Raw genomic sequence first — 14,233 nt, 5'->3', positions numbered from 1 at the left:
AAACAGTACCAGAAGCGTGAAAATTTCCAATCGACCAAACAACATGGCCAGGATCAGTATCCATTTTGCTGCGGCGCTGGTACCGGCAAAGTTGGAGGCCACATCCCCCAGGCCCGGTCCCACGTTGGTCAACGTCGCCGCCACAGCAGAGAAAGCGGTCACCTCATTCATCCCGGTGGCGATCAGTGCCAGCATGAACAGCACAAACAGAATAATGTAAGTGGCGAAGAAACCCCATACTGCCTCGACGATGCGGTCCGACACAGCCTTGCGGCCCAGCTTGAGGGTATAGACGGCGCGCGGATGCACCAGCCGCTTCAACTCCCGCACCCCCTGCATGAACAGGATCATGAAGCGCATCACCTTGATGCCCCCTCCGGTACTGCCGGCGCAGCAACCAATAAAGGAAGAGAACATCAGCATCATGGGCAGGATAGAGGGCCAATCCGCATAACTGGTGGTGCTGTAACCCGTGGTAGTGCCGAGCGATACCGATTGAAACAGGGCGTGGTTGAGGGTCTCCTGCCAATGTTCATAGTGGTTGTGATGCAGCAGCACGGCCGCGCAGAACAAAAACAGGAACAGCTGGATACCGAGGAACACTTTTACTTCAGGATCGCGCAGATAGCTCAGCAGACGCACCGGCGTATGGGTAAACACCATGAAATGCAGGCCGAAGTTGATGCTGCCGATCAGCAGGAAGCACACTGTGATGAGGTTTATCGCCGGACTATTGAAAAAGCCTATGCTGGCGTCGTGGGTGGAGAAACCACCGATGGAGAGGCTGGAAAAGGAGTGGCAGATGGCGTCGAACAGTGACATCCCCGCCAGCCAGTAGGCAAGGGCGCAGAGCATGGTCAGCAAGAGATAGATGAACCAGAGCGCCTTGGCAGTCTCGGCAATGCGTGGCGTCACCTTGGTATCCTTGACCGGCCCCGGGATCTCGGCACGGTAAAGCTGCATGCCGCCGATGCCGAGCAGCGGCAAGATGGCGACCGCCAGCACTATGATCCCCATCCCCCCCAGCCACTGCAGCAACTGACGATAGAACAGGAAGGCCTTGGGCAGGTTATCCAGCCCGGTCAGCACGGTTGCTCCCGTGGTGGTCAGGCCGGAGAAAGATTCGAAAAAGGCCTCCGAGACCGACATACCGGGGACGTCGCCGATAATGAACGGGACTGCGCCCACACTGCCCAGCACAGTCCAGAACAAGACGACGATGAGGAAACCCTCTTTCGATCTGAGTTCCTTCTTGTGATGGCGGTTGGGGAACCAGAGCAGCACGCCAAGCAGAAGCGCGATAAAAAAGGAGCTGACGAACTCGGCACCACCACCATCCCGATAACCAAACGCAACCATGGCGGGCAACAACATGGTCGAGCTGAACAGCGCAACCAGCAGGCCAACGATGCGAATAATGCTCAGAATGTGCATTCCGGCTCCCTCTTCAGGCTAAAAGAGCGATGGATTCTAGCCATCTAAGGAGCGAAGGGATACCCGTCCATGGGTTCGGTCGGTCAATTCCCGATCAACCTGGGCCCAAACAGAGGATTCCCACGCGACCTGCAAAGTGACGCGAGCACCATAATCGGCATCCAGTACCTGACCGCGATGGCTGCTGAGCAGCGCCTCTACCGCGCCCATGTCGGTGTAATCACACTGGATGAGAGAAGGGGTTTGCTGATGCCTGATCTGAGTCTCGAGTCGCTTGAGGGCTGCGCCGACGCCGCCACCATAGGCCTTGACCAGACCGCCGGTACCCAGCAGCACGCCACCGTAGTAGCGCACAACAACGGCGGCTATCTCACCCAGTCCGGATCCCATCAGCTGGGCCAACATAGGCTTGCCAGCAGTCCCCGAAGGCTCGCCATCATCGCTGAAGCCGTAAACCTGACTATCTTGCGGCGCCCCGGCAACAAAAGCCCAGCAGTGATGCCGGGCCCCGGGGTGCAACTGCTTTATCTCGTTTATCCACGCCTTGGCCGCCTCGACCGTCGGTATATGGGCAATAAACGTGATGAAGCGGCTCTTCTTGATCTCTTCACTCAGCTCCAGCGGCGCGGCAGGGATGGAATAGCCAGCCGCCATCAGAGACCCGCTTGTCTCGTCATATTCTCCACCCCGTTGGCATGCAGCACTATGTTGTCCTCGATGCGGATGCCGCCGAACGGACGCAGCGCTTCCACCTTGTTCCAGTTGACCCGTTTGCCCTGCTCACTCTGACGCAGTGGCTCCAGCAGACTGTCGATGAAGTAGAGACCCGGCTCTATGGTGAACACCTGGCCCACCTCCATCACCCGGGTGCAACGCAGGTAGGGGAACTGTTCGGGGGCAGACAGGTGCGTACCGCGCTCATCCTGCATGAAACCGCCCGCGTCGTGGACTTGCAGGCCAAGGAAGTGACCCAGGCCGTGGGGGAAGAAGACATTGGTCACGCCGGTGTGGATCATCTCATCCACTGACATGTCCACCAGCTCCACTGACTGCAGCAGTCGCGCCAGCTTGTGGTGCATCTGCAGATGCAGCTCGCTGTAACGCCGACCCGGCTTGATCTCCTCGATAATCTCCTGCTGTTGTGAGTCCAGCGTCGCAATCAGATCGGCAAACTCGCCCCTGCGCCAGGCCCAGGTGCGGGTAATGTCGGAGGCATAACCGTGAAAGTCCACCCCTGCATCGATGAGGAAGGAGTAACGTTCCGCATCCGGCACCCGCAAGGCAGACAAGTGGGTGTAGTGGAGGATGGCCGCATTGCGGTTGATGGCAACGATATTGCCGTAAGGCGCGTCATTGGCCCCTTGACCAACGGCTTTCATATAAGCCAGGTTGATCTCGAACTCGCTCGCCCCCGCCATGAAGGAGTCCTTGGCAGCGATGTGGCCACGCACACCGATGCGATTCGCTTCGCGCAGGCACTCCAGCTCATAGGGCGTCTTGTAGGCGCGGTGATAGTGCAGATAGTTGAGCACGGCTTCCGGGTTGGGCTGACCCAGCCCCAGCAGCTCGGCCACTTCCAGATGACCGCCCAGATAAGCCCACTCCTGCTTGCTGGCAGGCAGGTGATCGGCGATCTGCTCCGGCCTCGTCAGGAAGCGGATGTCGAAGAAGTCGACCCAGAAGGCATTGGGCAGCTCTGCCACCTTGTGCCAGAAATCCACCGGCCGGTAGAACAGCAACACCGGCTTGCTCACACCATCCACCAGCAACCAGCAGTGGGGATTGTCCAGCACCGGCAGCCAGGCTTTGAAGTGCGGATTCACCTTGAAGGGATAATCCTGATCGTCGAGGAAGATACGGTGAGTCTGGCCAGAGTGGATGGCCAGGCCGCTGAGCCCCTGCTGTTGCAGTATGTCGCGGGTGCGATGCTGCAAGGTATCGAGGTGCTGGGCAAAAAGTTGGCTGTAGCTGCTCATGGCGTCCTGCTCCGGGAGAAATGTGATTTCAGCATAACATCAAGCGAATCAAGGCTCGAACCGTCAAGCTATCGCTTCGTGAGGTAACGCATACGTTACAAAGCTTTTGTTATGAAACAAAAACCAATCATTAACAAATAAAAAACAATTCAATACACTGCCGGTAGATACATGCAGTCAGGGACTACTCATGCACAACCTTTGCCTGTGGCAACCGGATCAGGAGCGGATTCAACAATCCAACCTCCAGCAGTTTATGGCCGAGGTCAACCGCTTCCATGGCCTGCAGCTGCACAACTATGCCCAGCTCTACCAGTGGTCGGTGGAAAAGACCACCCGCTTCTGGCCGCTGGTGTGGCAACACTGCGGCGTCAAGGGCGAGCTGGGGGACATAGTGGCAGAAAACCGCCAGGATATGCAGCGCACCCGCTGGTTCCCCGACAGCCGGCTCAACTTTGCCGAAAACCTGCTGCGCCGTCAGGATGAGAGCCCGGCCATTATCTCCCGCATCGAAGGCAGCACAAGCCGCACTCTGAGCTGGCGTGAACTGGCGGATCAGGTGGCCAGGCTGGCCCAGTGGCTGCGCAGCCAGGGCATAGGCAGTGGCGACGTGGTCGCCGCCTACCTGCCCAATATCCCGGAAACCGTAGTGGCCATGCTGGCAACCACCAGCCTGGGCGCTATCTGGACCTCCACCAGCCCCGACTTCGGCGAGGCCAGCGTGGTGGAGCGCTTCGGCCAGACCCGGCCCCGGGTGCTGTTTGCGGTGGACGGCTATCGCTACAACGGCAAGGCCATCGACATCCAGGCCAAGGTGGCCGGCGTGGTCAGCCAGATCGACAGCATAGAGCAGACAGTGCTGATCCCCCTGCTCGGCAATCCCCTGCAACTGGGCCACAACTGGCAGCAAGTGCTGGCGAGCCAGCCGGACGCCATCCTTCGCTTCGAGCCCATGGGCTTCAACGATCCGCTCTACATCCTCTATTCGTCCGGCACCACCGGCAAGCCCAAGTGCATAGTGCACGGCATAGGCGGCACCCTGCTGCAACATCTGAAGGAGCATCAACTGCACTGCGACATCAAGCCGGGGGAGCGGGTGTTCTACTTCACCACATGCGGCTGGATGATGTGGAACTGGCTGGTGAGTGCGCTCGCCTCGGGCGCGACTCTGGTGCTCTATGACGGCTCCCCTTTCTATCCGGACGGCAACGTGCTGTGGGATCTCGCCCGCGACGAGCAGGTTACCCTGTTCGGCACCTCGGCCAAGTACCTGGATGCCCTGCACAAGCAGGGCTATGCCCCCATCAAGACCCACGAGTTGCCACAGCTACGGCTCATCTGCAGCACCGGCTCAGTGCTGTCGCCGGAAGGGTTTGACTACGTCTATCAAGGCATCAAAAAAGATGTACAACTGAGCTCCATCTCAGGCGGCACCGACATCTGCTCCTGCTTCGTCATCGGCAATCCCATCAGCCCCGTCTATCGCGGCGAGAGTCAGGGACGTGGCCTCGGCCTCGCGGTGCAGGTGTTCAACGAGGCGGGCCAGCCGGTACAGGGCGAGAAGGGGGAACTGGTCTGCACCAAGCCCTTCCCGGCCCAACCCATCAGTTTTTGGGGGGACGAGAACGGGGACAAGTACCACGCCGCCTACTTCGAGCGATTCGACAACATCTGGTGCCACGGCGACTGGATCGAGCTGACCGACACCGGCGGCATCCTCTTCTATGGCCGCTCCGACGCCACCCTCAATCCGGGGGGTGTGCGCATCGGCACCAGCGAGATTTACCGCTACGTGGAGCAGCTGGACGAGGTGGAAGAGAGCATAGTCATCGGCCAGCAGTGGCAGCAGGACGAACGGGTGGTGCTGTTCGTCAAGCTCAAGCCCGGGCTCAAGCTGGACGAGCCGCTGCGCGAGCGCATCCGCCAACAAGTGAGGCAGCACTGCACGGCCCGCCACGTACCCGCCCGTATCCTGCAGGTGGATGCGATCCCCCGCACCAAGTCCGGCAAGATAGTGGAGCTGGCAGTGCGGGAAGTGGTGCACAACAGACCCGTCAACAATACTCATGCTCTCGCCGATCCCGAGGTGCTGAGCCAGTATCGGGATAGGCCTGAACTAGCCAGCTGACAAGGTTCAAGATTAATAAAGGCGTCATCAGACGCCTTTATTTTGACTGTTAACCTGAGGCGAGCTTTTACTCGAAACCTGTTAAACAAATGTTTTAAATAGGTGTTGAAATTGTCTTCTTTTGGATCAATAGTGAGCCTCGCCCCCTGCTGGGGATAAAGGAGCAACACCCCCCACCGAGTGGGAACAAGGAGACACTCTCATGATCTACCAAGGCGAAACCCTGTCGGTCAGCTACCTCGAAAACGGCATTGCCGAACTGAGGTTTGATGCCCCGGGTTCAGTCAACAAGCTGGATCGCGCTACCCTGCTCTCACTGAGCGAAGCGATCGCCGCATTACAACAAGAACGTGAACTAAAAGGTCTGATCCTCACCTCCGGCAAAGACGCCTTCATCGTCGGTGCCGACATTACCGAATTTCTGGAACTGTTCGATCTGCCGCAAGAAGATCTGCTCGGCTGGCTGAAAAAAGCCAACGACATCTTCAGCGCCATCGAAGATCTGCCGGTGCCGACCCTCTCTGCCATCAAGGGCCACGCCCTGGGCGGCGGCTGCGAGACCATACTCTCCACCGATTTTCGTCTGGCCGACACCAGCGCCAAGATCGGCCTGCCGGAAACCAAACTCGGCATCATGCCGGGCTTTGGCGGCACGGTTCGTCTGCCGCGCCTGATCGGTGCCGACAACGCGCTGGAGTGGATCACCACAGGCAAGGATTACCGTGCCGATGACGCCCTCAAGGTGGGTGCAGTCGATGCCGTGGTCGCGCCCGAGGCACTGCACAGCGCCGCCTTGCAGATGATGAAAGATTCCATCGCGGGCAAGCTGAACTGGCAGAACCGCCGCGCAGCCAAGAAGGCCCCGCTGCGTCTCTCCAAGCTGGAAGCCATGATGAGCTTCAGTACCGCCGCCGGCATGGTTGCCGCCGTGGCGGGCAAGCACTATCCGGCCCCCATGACAGCGGTGAAAACCGTCGAAGCCGCCGCCGGCATGAGCCGTGACGAAGCCTTGGTGGTCGAGGCACAAGGCTTTATCAAGCTGGCCAAGACCGACGTAGCCAAGGCGCTGGTCGGCATCTTCCTCAATGATCAGCACATCAAAGCGCTGGCCAAGAAGGCCGCCAAGCAGGCTGCTAAGGCCACTAGCCACGCCGCCGTGCTGGGCGCCGGCATCATGGGTGGCGGCATCGCCTACCAGTCTGCCAGCAAGGGCATTCCGGCGGTGATGAAGGACATCAACGAGAAAGCGCTGGCGCTGGGCATGGGTGAAGCCACCAAGCTGCTCAACGGCCAGCTCGAGAAGGGCCGCATCGATGGCATCAAGATGGGCCAGGTGCTCTCCGCCATTACCCCGACCCTGAGCTATGACAACGTCAAGCATGTGGATCTGGTGGTCGAAGCCGTGGTCGAGAATCCCAAGGTGAAGGCAGCCGTGCTGGGCGAAGTGGAAGGGATCATTGGCGAAGACGCCGTGCTCGCCAGCAACACCTCCACCATTCCCATCTCCCTGCTGGCCAAGGGGCTGAAGCGTCCGCAGAACTTCTGCGGCATGCACTTCTTCAACCCGGTGCACCGCATGCCTCTGGTGGAGATCATCCGCGGCGAGCAGACCTCCGATGAAACCATCAACCGCGTAGTGGCCTATGCCGCCGCCATGGGCAAGTCGCCGGTGGTGGTCAACGACTGCCCGGGCTTCTTCGTCAACCGGGTGCTCTTCCCCTACTTCTTCGGCTTCAACAAGCTGGTCGCCGATGGTGCCGACTTTGCCGCCGTCGACAAGGTGATGGAGAAGGAGTTCGGCTGGCCCATGGGCCCCGCCTACCTGCTGGACGTGGTCGGCATCGACACTGGTCACCATGCCGGTGACGTCATGGCGCAGGGCTTCCCGGCTCGCATGAGCAAGGAAGGCCGTACCGCCATCGATGTGATGTACGACGCCAGCCGCTTCGGTCAGAAGAATGGCAAGGGTTTCTACGCCTACGAGCAGGACAAGAAGGGCAAGCCGAAGAAGGTGGCCGATGTGGCCGCTTACGAGCTGCTGGCTCCCATTGCCAAGCCGAAACAGGATTTCGACAAGGAAGCCATCATAGCCCGCATGATGATCCCCATGATCAACGAGGTGGTGCTCTGCCTGGAAGAGGCCATAGTCGCCACGCCGGCCGAGGCCGACATAGCGCTGGTCTATGGTCTGGGCTTCCCTCCCTTCCGTGGTGGCGTGTTCCGCTATCTGGACACCATAGGTCTGGATCGTTACGTGGCCATGGCCGACCAGTATGCCGACTTGGGCCCGCTCTACCGTGTCAGCGACCGCTTGCGCGAGATGGCTGCCCAGGGCAAAACCTTCTACTGATTGCGGAAAGGAGATCCATTCATGAAAGACGTAGTCATTGTCGACTGTATCCGGACCCCCATGGGCCGGTCCAAGGGCGGCGCCTTCCGCAACGTGCGTGCAGAAGATCTGTCCGCGCACCTGATGAGCTCCATCCTGCTGCGCAACCCCAACCTCGACCCGAACGAGATCGAGGACATCTACTGGGGCTGCGTGCAGCAGACCCTGGAACAGGGCTTCAACATAGCCCGCAACGCCGCCCTGCTGGCAGGGATCCCCAAGCAGGTAGGTGCTGTCACCGTCAACCGGCTGTGTGGCTCCTCCATGCAGGCGCTGCATGATGCTTCCCGTGCCATTCAGGTGGGTGATGGGGACATCTTCATCATCGGCGGCGTCGAGCACATGGGCCATGTGCCCATGAGCCACGGGGTCGACTTCCACCCCGGCATGGCCAAGTCGGTGGCCAAGGCCTCCGGCATGATGGGGCTGACCGCCGAGATGCTGGGCAAGCTGCACGGTATCAGCCGCCAGCAGCAGGACGAGTTTGCCGCCCGCTCCCACCGCCGCGCCTATGCCGCGACCGTGGAAGGGCGCTTCGCCAGAGAGATCGTCGGTCTGGAAGGGCATGACGCCAGCGGTGCCCGCTTCTTCTACGACTACGACGAGGTGATCCGCCCGGAGACCACGGTCGAAACCCTGAGCCAGCTGCGCCCTGTGTTCGACCCGGTCAACGGCACAGTGACCGCCGGCACCTCCTCGGCTCTGTCCGACGGCGCCTCCGCCATGCTGGTGATGAGCGCGGATCGTGCCAAGGCGCTGGGGCTGACTCCGCGCGTCAGAGTGCGCTCCATGGCCGTGGCCGGTTGCGATGCCGCCATCATGGGTTATGGCCCTGTGCCTGCTACCCAGAAGGCGCTCAAGCGTGCCGGTCTGACCATAGGCGACATCGATCTGGTCGAGCTGAACGAGGCATTTGCTGCCCAGTCACTGCCTTGCGTCAAGGATCTGGGACTGCTGGACGTGGCGGAAGAGAAGGTCAACCTGAACGGTGGCGCCATCGCCCTGGGTCACCCACTGGGATGCTCCGGCTCGCGCATCTCCACCACACTGATCCACCTGATGGAGGAGAAGGACGCCAATCTGGGTCTTGCCACCATGTGTATCGGTCTGGGCCAGGGCATAGCCACAGTGTTCGAACGGGTGTGATGTCAACGGCTCGCCCTCACTGCGACAGTGAGGGCGAGCCAGAATTGTCTTTTTGGGGTTGGCCTTGCCGGCCCGTCATCGAGTCTGTCGAGATCGCCACACGGGGTGATCTCCTGTCGTCGGAATCTGCGTGTTGGCCGCCCCGTTTGGGTCGGCCTTTTTTATTTAGAGAGCGCTATATGGGAGGATATTGCCCATAACCTCACATTAGATGGGGGGCTTGCTTGCTTTTTGCTCCCCCGACAGGTTCAATCTGCACAAAAAAATGGGTGGATGCACATACATATGTCAACGAGCAAACAACTGCTGATCGTCGACGACGACCAAGAGATCCGCGAGCTGCTCAATGAATACCTGACTAGGGCCGGTTTCCAGGTATTGACGGCGGCGGAAGGAAACGAGATGCGTCAGCAGCTCGCCCTGCACAGCCCGGACCTGATTATTCTCGATATCATGATGCCCGGCGACGACGGTTTTACCCTGTGCCAACAGATCCGTCGCGACTCCCAGGTACCCATCATAATGCTGACCGCCGCCTCCGATGAGGCAGACAGGGTGATCGGCCTCGAACTCGGCGCCGACGACTACATCGCCAAGCCGTTCAGCCCGCGCGAGCTGCAGGCTCGCATCAAGGCGTTGCTGCGCCGCGCCGAATTCCGCCAGCCGGAAAAAGAGAAAGAACCGAGCCGCCGCCTGCGTTTTGCCGAATGGACCCTGGACACCCTGAGCCACCAGCTGACCCACGACGATGGCAGCCTGCTGGATCTCTCCGGCAGTGACGCCCTGCTGCTCGGCATGTTCCTGCAGCAACCCGGCGTGGTGCTGGACAGGGACACTATCTCCGATGCCACCCGGGGCCGCGAGAGCCTGCCGATGGAGCGCGGCATAGACGTGCAGATCAGCCGCCTGCGCCAGAAGCTGGGTGACAACGGCAAGAGCCCGCGCATCATCAAGACCATACGCGGCAGCGGCTATATGCTGATTGCCGAAGTACACGAGATCCCGTGAAGGGTAAAAAGGTAGCAACGGCATGCTGATCGATAAAAGGCACGAGATCCCATGAGGAGTGGCTGGTTCTGGCGGGCGCTGGTTCCCCGCTCCCTGCTGTCGCGGATGCTGCTGTTGCTGTTGCTCGCCATCCTGCTCTCCCAGACCATACTCACCGGTATCTGGATGCAACAGATCCAGAAACGGGAGCTGGAAGGTATGCTCAGCACCACCCGCAATCTGGCACTGTCGGCCGCCTCCACCGTCAACTTCTTCAAATCCCTTCCGCTGCAGTACCGCCACATAGCGCTGGATCAGCTGCGCAATATGGGGGGGAGCCGCTTCTTCGTGTCACTCAACGAGGAAGAGATCCACATCAGCGCCATCCCCGACAGCGAGCGCAAGACGCTGGTGCTCAAAGAGGTACAAGGGGTGCTGGTCCGCAAGCTCTCGGACGCTATGGCCATCAAGGTGGATTTCTCCCGACCCGAGGACCTGCATGTCTTCAACAACGACACCCTGCTGGCGGATCTGCCCTCCTCCTGGGCCCGCTATACCCTGTCGCTGGAACCGCTCAATCCGCCCGTGCTGGTGACCCAGATCGAGATAGAACCCGGCGAGTGGCTCTACCTGGCAGCCCTGCTGCCCGCCCCCTACATGACCCTCGACGATACAGTGATGCCGAGCAACCAGGTGCGTTTCATCGCCCTGATGACGGTGTTTCTCTGCTTCTTCACCTTCCTGCTGGTGCGCTGGCAGACCCGCCCGCTGCGCCGGCTCGCCAAGGCGGCGGTCAACCTGGGCAAGGATATAGACCAGCCATCCCTCAAAGAGGAAGGGGCCTCGGAAATCGTGGCGGCGACCCGCGCCTTCAATATCATGCAGCACCGCATCCGCCGTTACATCGATGATAGAGAGCGACTGTTCAGCTCCATCTCCCACGATCTCAAGACCCCCATCACCCGGCTGCGGCTGAGAGTCGAGCTGCTCGACGACGAGGTGCAGATCGGCAAGTTCAACAAGGATCTGGACGAGCTGGAGCTGATGGTCAAAGGGGCGCTGCAGACGGTGAAAGACACCGACATCCACGAGAACATAGAGCAACTGGACATAGACGCCATGCTGGAGCAGATGGCCGAGTCCATGAACCTGCATGACGAGCGGCTGACCATAGAGGGCCACTGCAAGCAGCTCTACCGTGGCAAGCCGCTGGCCCTCAAACGCTGCATCGGCAACCTGGTGGACAACGGCATCAAGTACGGCCAGAAGGTGCGCATCATCATCATGGACGACGAGGAGATGCTGATCCTCTTTATCATGGATGAGGGCCCCGGCCTGCCGGACGATCAGTTCGAGCGCATCTTCGAGCCCTACTACCGGCTCAGCACGGATCTGGCCGGTACCGGCCTTGGTCTGGGCATAGCCCGCAACATAGCCCACGCCCACGGCGGCGATCTGGTGCTGGAAAATCGCCCGCAGGGCGGCCTGCAGGCCACCCTCTCCCTACCAAGGCAGTAACCTTATGAAGTGGTTATCTTTTTCTGTCATCGCCCTGATCTCTTCGCCCGTTGCCGCCTCCCAGCGTGTCGGGGTGCTGCACGGGTGGAGTGCGGTCGGCACCGACCACTCTCCTTCACTCAAGGCTGTCACAGTATGAAGTTGTTCCCGTTTGCCATTGTCGCCCTGCTCTCCCTGCCTGTAGGCGCCTCCCAGGTGGAGGTGCTGCACTGGTGGACTTCCGGTGGCGAGGCCAAGGCGGTGGAGGTGCTCAAGTCCGAGTGGACCGAGCAGGGCAACCAGTGGAACGATTTCGCGGTGCAGGGCGGCGGCGGCAAGAGCGCCATGACGGTACTCAAGAGCCGGGCGCTGGCGGCCAACCCGCCGGAAGCGGCACACCTCAAGGGCTACGAGTTGCGGGAGTGGGCCGGACTCGGCTTTCTGCGCGACCTCACCCCCATGGCCGAACACCTCGGCTGGTATCCGCAGCTACCGGCCATGGTGCGCGAAACCCTCAGCCAGAATGGTGCCCTGATGGCGGTGCCCACCGGTATTCACCGCGTCAACTGGCTCTGGCTCAACCGCAAGGTGTTCGACAAGCTGGAGCTGACCCCGCCCACCGACTGGAACCAGTTCGTGGTGGTGGCAGAGCAGCTCAAGGCACAGAACATCACACCGCTCGCCATCGGCAACGAACCCTGGCAGCTGGCGGTGCTGTTCGAAACGGTGGCGCTGGGGGAGGGAGGCAAGGATTTCTATCGCAAGGCCTTCGTCGAACTGGACGGCGCGACCCTGACCGGCCCCGACATGGTACGGGTGCTGACCCGCTTCCAGCAGTTGCGCGCCTACGTACCCAAGAGCTTCGTCGGTTTGAAGTGGCATCAAGCGACCACCCAGCTGGAAACCGGCGAAGCCGCCATGCAGCTGATGGGGGACTGGGTGAAGGGGGAGCTGAGCGTGAGCAACTACAGGCCCGGGGAAGACATAGAGTGTCTGCCCAGCCCGGGCAGCGACGGTCTGTTCAGCTATAACCTGGACTCCATCGCTATGTTCAAGCAGCGGGATCCCGCCCAGTTGCAGGCACAGGGTGAACTGGCCCAGCTGCTGATGACGCCGAAATTCCAGCAGGAGTTCAACCGGGTGAAGGGCTCGATCCCCGCCCTCACCAAGCCGGACATGAGCAAGTTCGATCGCTGCGCCCTGCGCTCCTATCAGGATTTCCTGCTGGCGGAGCGAGAGGGCAATCTGCTGCCCAGCATGGCGGAAGGGATGGCAACGCCGACCAACATGCGCCAGGCGATCATGGATGTGCTGAGCAACTTCTTCAACGATCCCAATGCCAATCCGCAGCAGACGGCGTTGCATCTGGAGCGGGCCATGCGCTCGACCCGCTAGTCCCTTTCTCGACAGCCAGAAACAACAAAGGCGGATGGTGATCCGCCTTTGTCATTGTGGGAAAAGCTGACTGTTCAAGGATTGTCGTTCTCGTCCTCATCTTCGTCGTAGTAATCGCTGAGCTCGATCCAGAGCCCCAGCCCTATCATCACCATGGCACCGAACCAGGTGCCGGTATTACCGATCGGGCTGCCCATCACTATCATGGCGAAAGCCAAGAACCCCATGCCTGCGTAGGCTTGCAATCTGCCGTAGGAGACCTGCATATTCACACCTCCTTGTTGAATATGATTCAATTTTTATATTACTCATAAGGCGAGATGTGGGTAGGGCCAGATCACACTTTGGTTACATATGCTGCATTAAGGCCTCATTGTTTGATTATTTTTTCGCCTTGAGTATCATTGGCAGCTGAATAGGTTGAAGGTTGATTATTGATGAGTGCTTTATTCTGCGACGCAACCCATGAGTTGGATGCAATCGGGCTCCGTTGCCCGGAACCCGTGACGATAGCGCGCAAGAAAGTGCGGTTGAAGGTTGATTATTGATGAGTGCTTTATTCTGCGACGCAACCCATGAATTGGATGCGATCGGGCTTCGTTGCCCGGAACCCGTGACGATAGCGCGCAAGAAAGTGCGGTTGAAGGTTGATTATTGATGAGTACTTTATTCTGCGACGCAACCCATGAGTTGGACGCAATCGGGCTTCGTTGCCCGGAACCCGTGATGATGGTGCGTAAAAAAGTGCGCTTGATGGCCCAGGGCGAGACTCTGCTGGTCAGCGCCGACGATCCCTCAACCACTCGCGACATCCCCAGTTTCTGCCGTTTTATGGATCACACCCTGGTCGCCAGCGAGACAGAGCAGGCCCCCTACCGCTATCTGATCCGCAAGGGTCAATAAGCCCAGTTTCGGAGCAAACATGACAGCCATTACCCGAATCGGTACCACCCAGCGTTGGTCAGACGTGGTCATCCACAACGGCACCCTCTACGTGGTGGAAGTGCCCGCCACGGACGACGCCGACATTCACCAGCAAACCCGCGAAGTGCTGACCAGCCTGCAGCGCCTGCTGGAAACCAACGGCTCCGGGGTCGACAAGATCCTGATGGCCAACATCTATCTGAAGGACATCGCGGATATCGCCGCCTTCAACGAACAGTGGGATGCCTGGATCCCGGCTGGCACGGCACCGGTACGCGCCTGCGTACAAGCCCGCCTTGCCGATGAAGGCTACAAGGTGGAAGTGCAGCTGACTGCGGCCGTTTAAGTCCGCAACAC

13 protein-coding genes and 1 pseudogene (1 of these 14 cut by a window edge) are annotated in these 14,233 nt (G+C 60.0%); 10 read left to right on the top strand and 4 right to left on the bottom strand.

Annotation, left to right across the window (positions count from 1 at the left end; translation table 11 throughout):
- The 3 genes in view from AC1P02_RS05540 to pepQ are tightly spaced (at most 36 nt apart) and all read right to left on the bottom strand, a layout consistent with a single transcriptional unit that may run on beyond the window.
- Positions 1-1,434, bottom strand: the 5' portion of a protein-coding gene (locus AC1P02_RS05540; RefSeq protein ID WP_021140667.1) for a TrkH family potassium uptake protein. 24 nt of this gene lie to the left of the window's left edge; the window shows 1,434 of its 1,458 coding nt (coding positions 1-1,434); the start codon lies at positions 1,432-1,434; its stop codon lies off the left edge, out of view.
- Between the two features lie 36 nt (positions 1,435-1,470).
- Positions 1,471-2,088 carry a YigZ family protein gene (locus AC1P02_RS05535; protein WP_485184436.1) on the bottom strand — a complete coding sequence of 206 codons (618 nt, stop codon included), beginning with the start codon at positions 2,086-2,088 and terminating at the stop codon, positions 1,471-1,473.
- Positions 2,088-3,410, bottom strand: coding sequence for a Xaa-Pro dipeptidase (gene pepQ, locus AC1P02_RS05530; RefSeq protein WP_021140665.1), 1,323 nt, complete (start codon positions 3,408-3,410; stop codon positions 2,088-2,090). Before pepQ ends, AC1P02_RS05535 begins: the two co-directional genes overlap by 1 nt.
- 190 nt (positions 3,411-3,600) lie before the next feature.
- On the opposite strand from pepQ, the gene AC1P02_RS05525 reads away from it, so the two are divergent.
- The 7 genes from AC1P02_RS05525 to AC1P02_RS05495 all read left to right on the top strand — a co-directional run bounded on the left by AC1P02_RS05525 (position 3,601) and on the right by AC1P02_RS05495 (position 12,952).
- Positions 3,601-5,538, top strand: coding sequence for an acetoacetate--CoA ligase (locus tag AC1P02_RS05525; protein ID WP_485184434.1), 1,938 nt, complete (start codon positions 3,601-3,603; stop codon positions 5,536-5,538).
- Positions 5,539-5,740: 202 nt separating this feature from the next.
- Positions 5,741-7,888, top strand: coding sequence for a fatty acid oxidation complex subunit alpha FadB (fadB, locus tag AC1P02_RS05520; RefSeq protein ID WP_485184432.1), 2,148 nt, complete (start codon positions 5,741-5,743; stop codon positions 7,886-7,888).
- A gap of 21 nt (positions 7,889-7,909) precedes the next feature.
- Positions 7,910-9,073, top strand: a complete 1,164-nt coding sequence (gene fadA / locus AC1P02_RS05515) for an acetyl-CoA C-acyltransferase FadA (RefSeq protein ID WP_005320563.1) — start codon at positions 7,910-7,912, stop codon at positions 9,071-9,073.
- A gap of 285 nt (positions 9,074-9,358) precedes the next feature.
- On the top strand, positions 9,359-10,081 hold the full coding sequence (locus AC1P02_RS05510; protein WP_005320571.1) for a response regulator: 723 nt from the start codon (positions 9,359-9,361) through the stop codon (positions 10,079-10,081).
- A 51-nt stretch (positions 10,082-10,132) separates the two neighbouring features.
- Positions 10,133-11,578 carry an ATP-binding protein gene (locus tag AC1P02_RS05505; RefSeq protein ID WP_021140662.1) on the top strand — a complete coding sequence of 482 codons (1,446 nt, stop codon included), beginning with the start codon at positions 10,133-10,135 and terminating at the stop codon, positions 11,576-11,578.
- A gap of 4 nt (positions 11,579-11,582) precedes the next feature.
- The gene (locus tag AC1P02_RS05500; RefSeq protein ID WP_265178815.1) at positions 11,583-11,717 is read left to right on the top strand and encodes a hypothetical protein; all 135 of its coding nucleotides are present in this window, start codon (positions 11,583-11,585) and stop codon (positions 11,715-11,717) included.
- Positions 11,714-12,952 (top strand): ABC transporter substrate-binding protein, encoded by a 1,239-nt coding sequence (locus AC1P02_RS05495; protein ID WP_096117895.1) that lies wholly within the window; start codon positions 11,714-11,716, stop codon positions 12,950-12,952. Before AC1P02_RS05500 ends, AC1P02_RS05495 begins: the two co-directional genes overlap by 4 nt.
- Before the next feature lie 74 nt (positions 12,953-13,026).
- On the opposite strand, the gene AC1P02_RS05490 is transcribed toward AC1P02_RS05495, so the two are convergent.
- Entirely contained in the window at positions 13,027-13,218 is a 192-nt protein-coding gene (locus AC1P02_RS05490) for a hypothetical protein (RefSeq protein WP_005320579.1), read from the bottom strand.
- Positions 13,219-13,389: 171 nt separating this feature from the next.
- On the opposite strand from AC1P02_RS05490, the pseudogene AC1P02_RS05485 reads away from it, so the two are divergent.
- The 3 genes and pseudogenes from AC1P02_RS05485 to AC1P02_RS05475 form a co-directional block, all read left to right on the top strand.
- Positions 13,390-13,485, top strand: a pseudogene (locus AC1P02_RS05485) (sulfurtransferase TusA family protein); the annotation flags it as partial.
- A 124-nt stretch (positions 13,486-13,609) separates the two neighbouring features.
- Positions 13,610-13,855 (top strand): sulfurtransferase TusA, encoded by a 246-nt coding sequence (tusA, locus tag AC1P02_RS05480; RefSeq protein WP_099994620.1) that lies wholly within the window; start codon positions 13,610-13,612, stop codon positions 13,853-13,855.
- 19 nt (positions 13,856-13,874) lie between these two features.
- Positions 13,875-14,222, top strand: coding sequence for a RidA family protein (locus AC1P02_RS05475; protein ID WP_485184428.1), 348 nt, complete (start codon positions 13,875-13,877; stop codon positions 14,220-14,222).
- The last annotated feature ends 11 nt before the right edge of the window (positions 14,223-14,233 follow it).

It is taken from the genome of Aeromonas sp. TS_SC_11 (assembly GCF_057318915.1).
The sequence above is the reverse complement of the archived record's forward strand: the minus strand, read 5'-3'. Positions and strand labels throughout refer to the sequence as shown.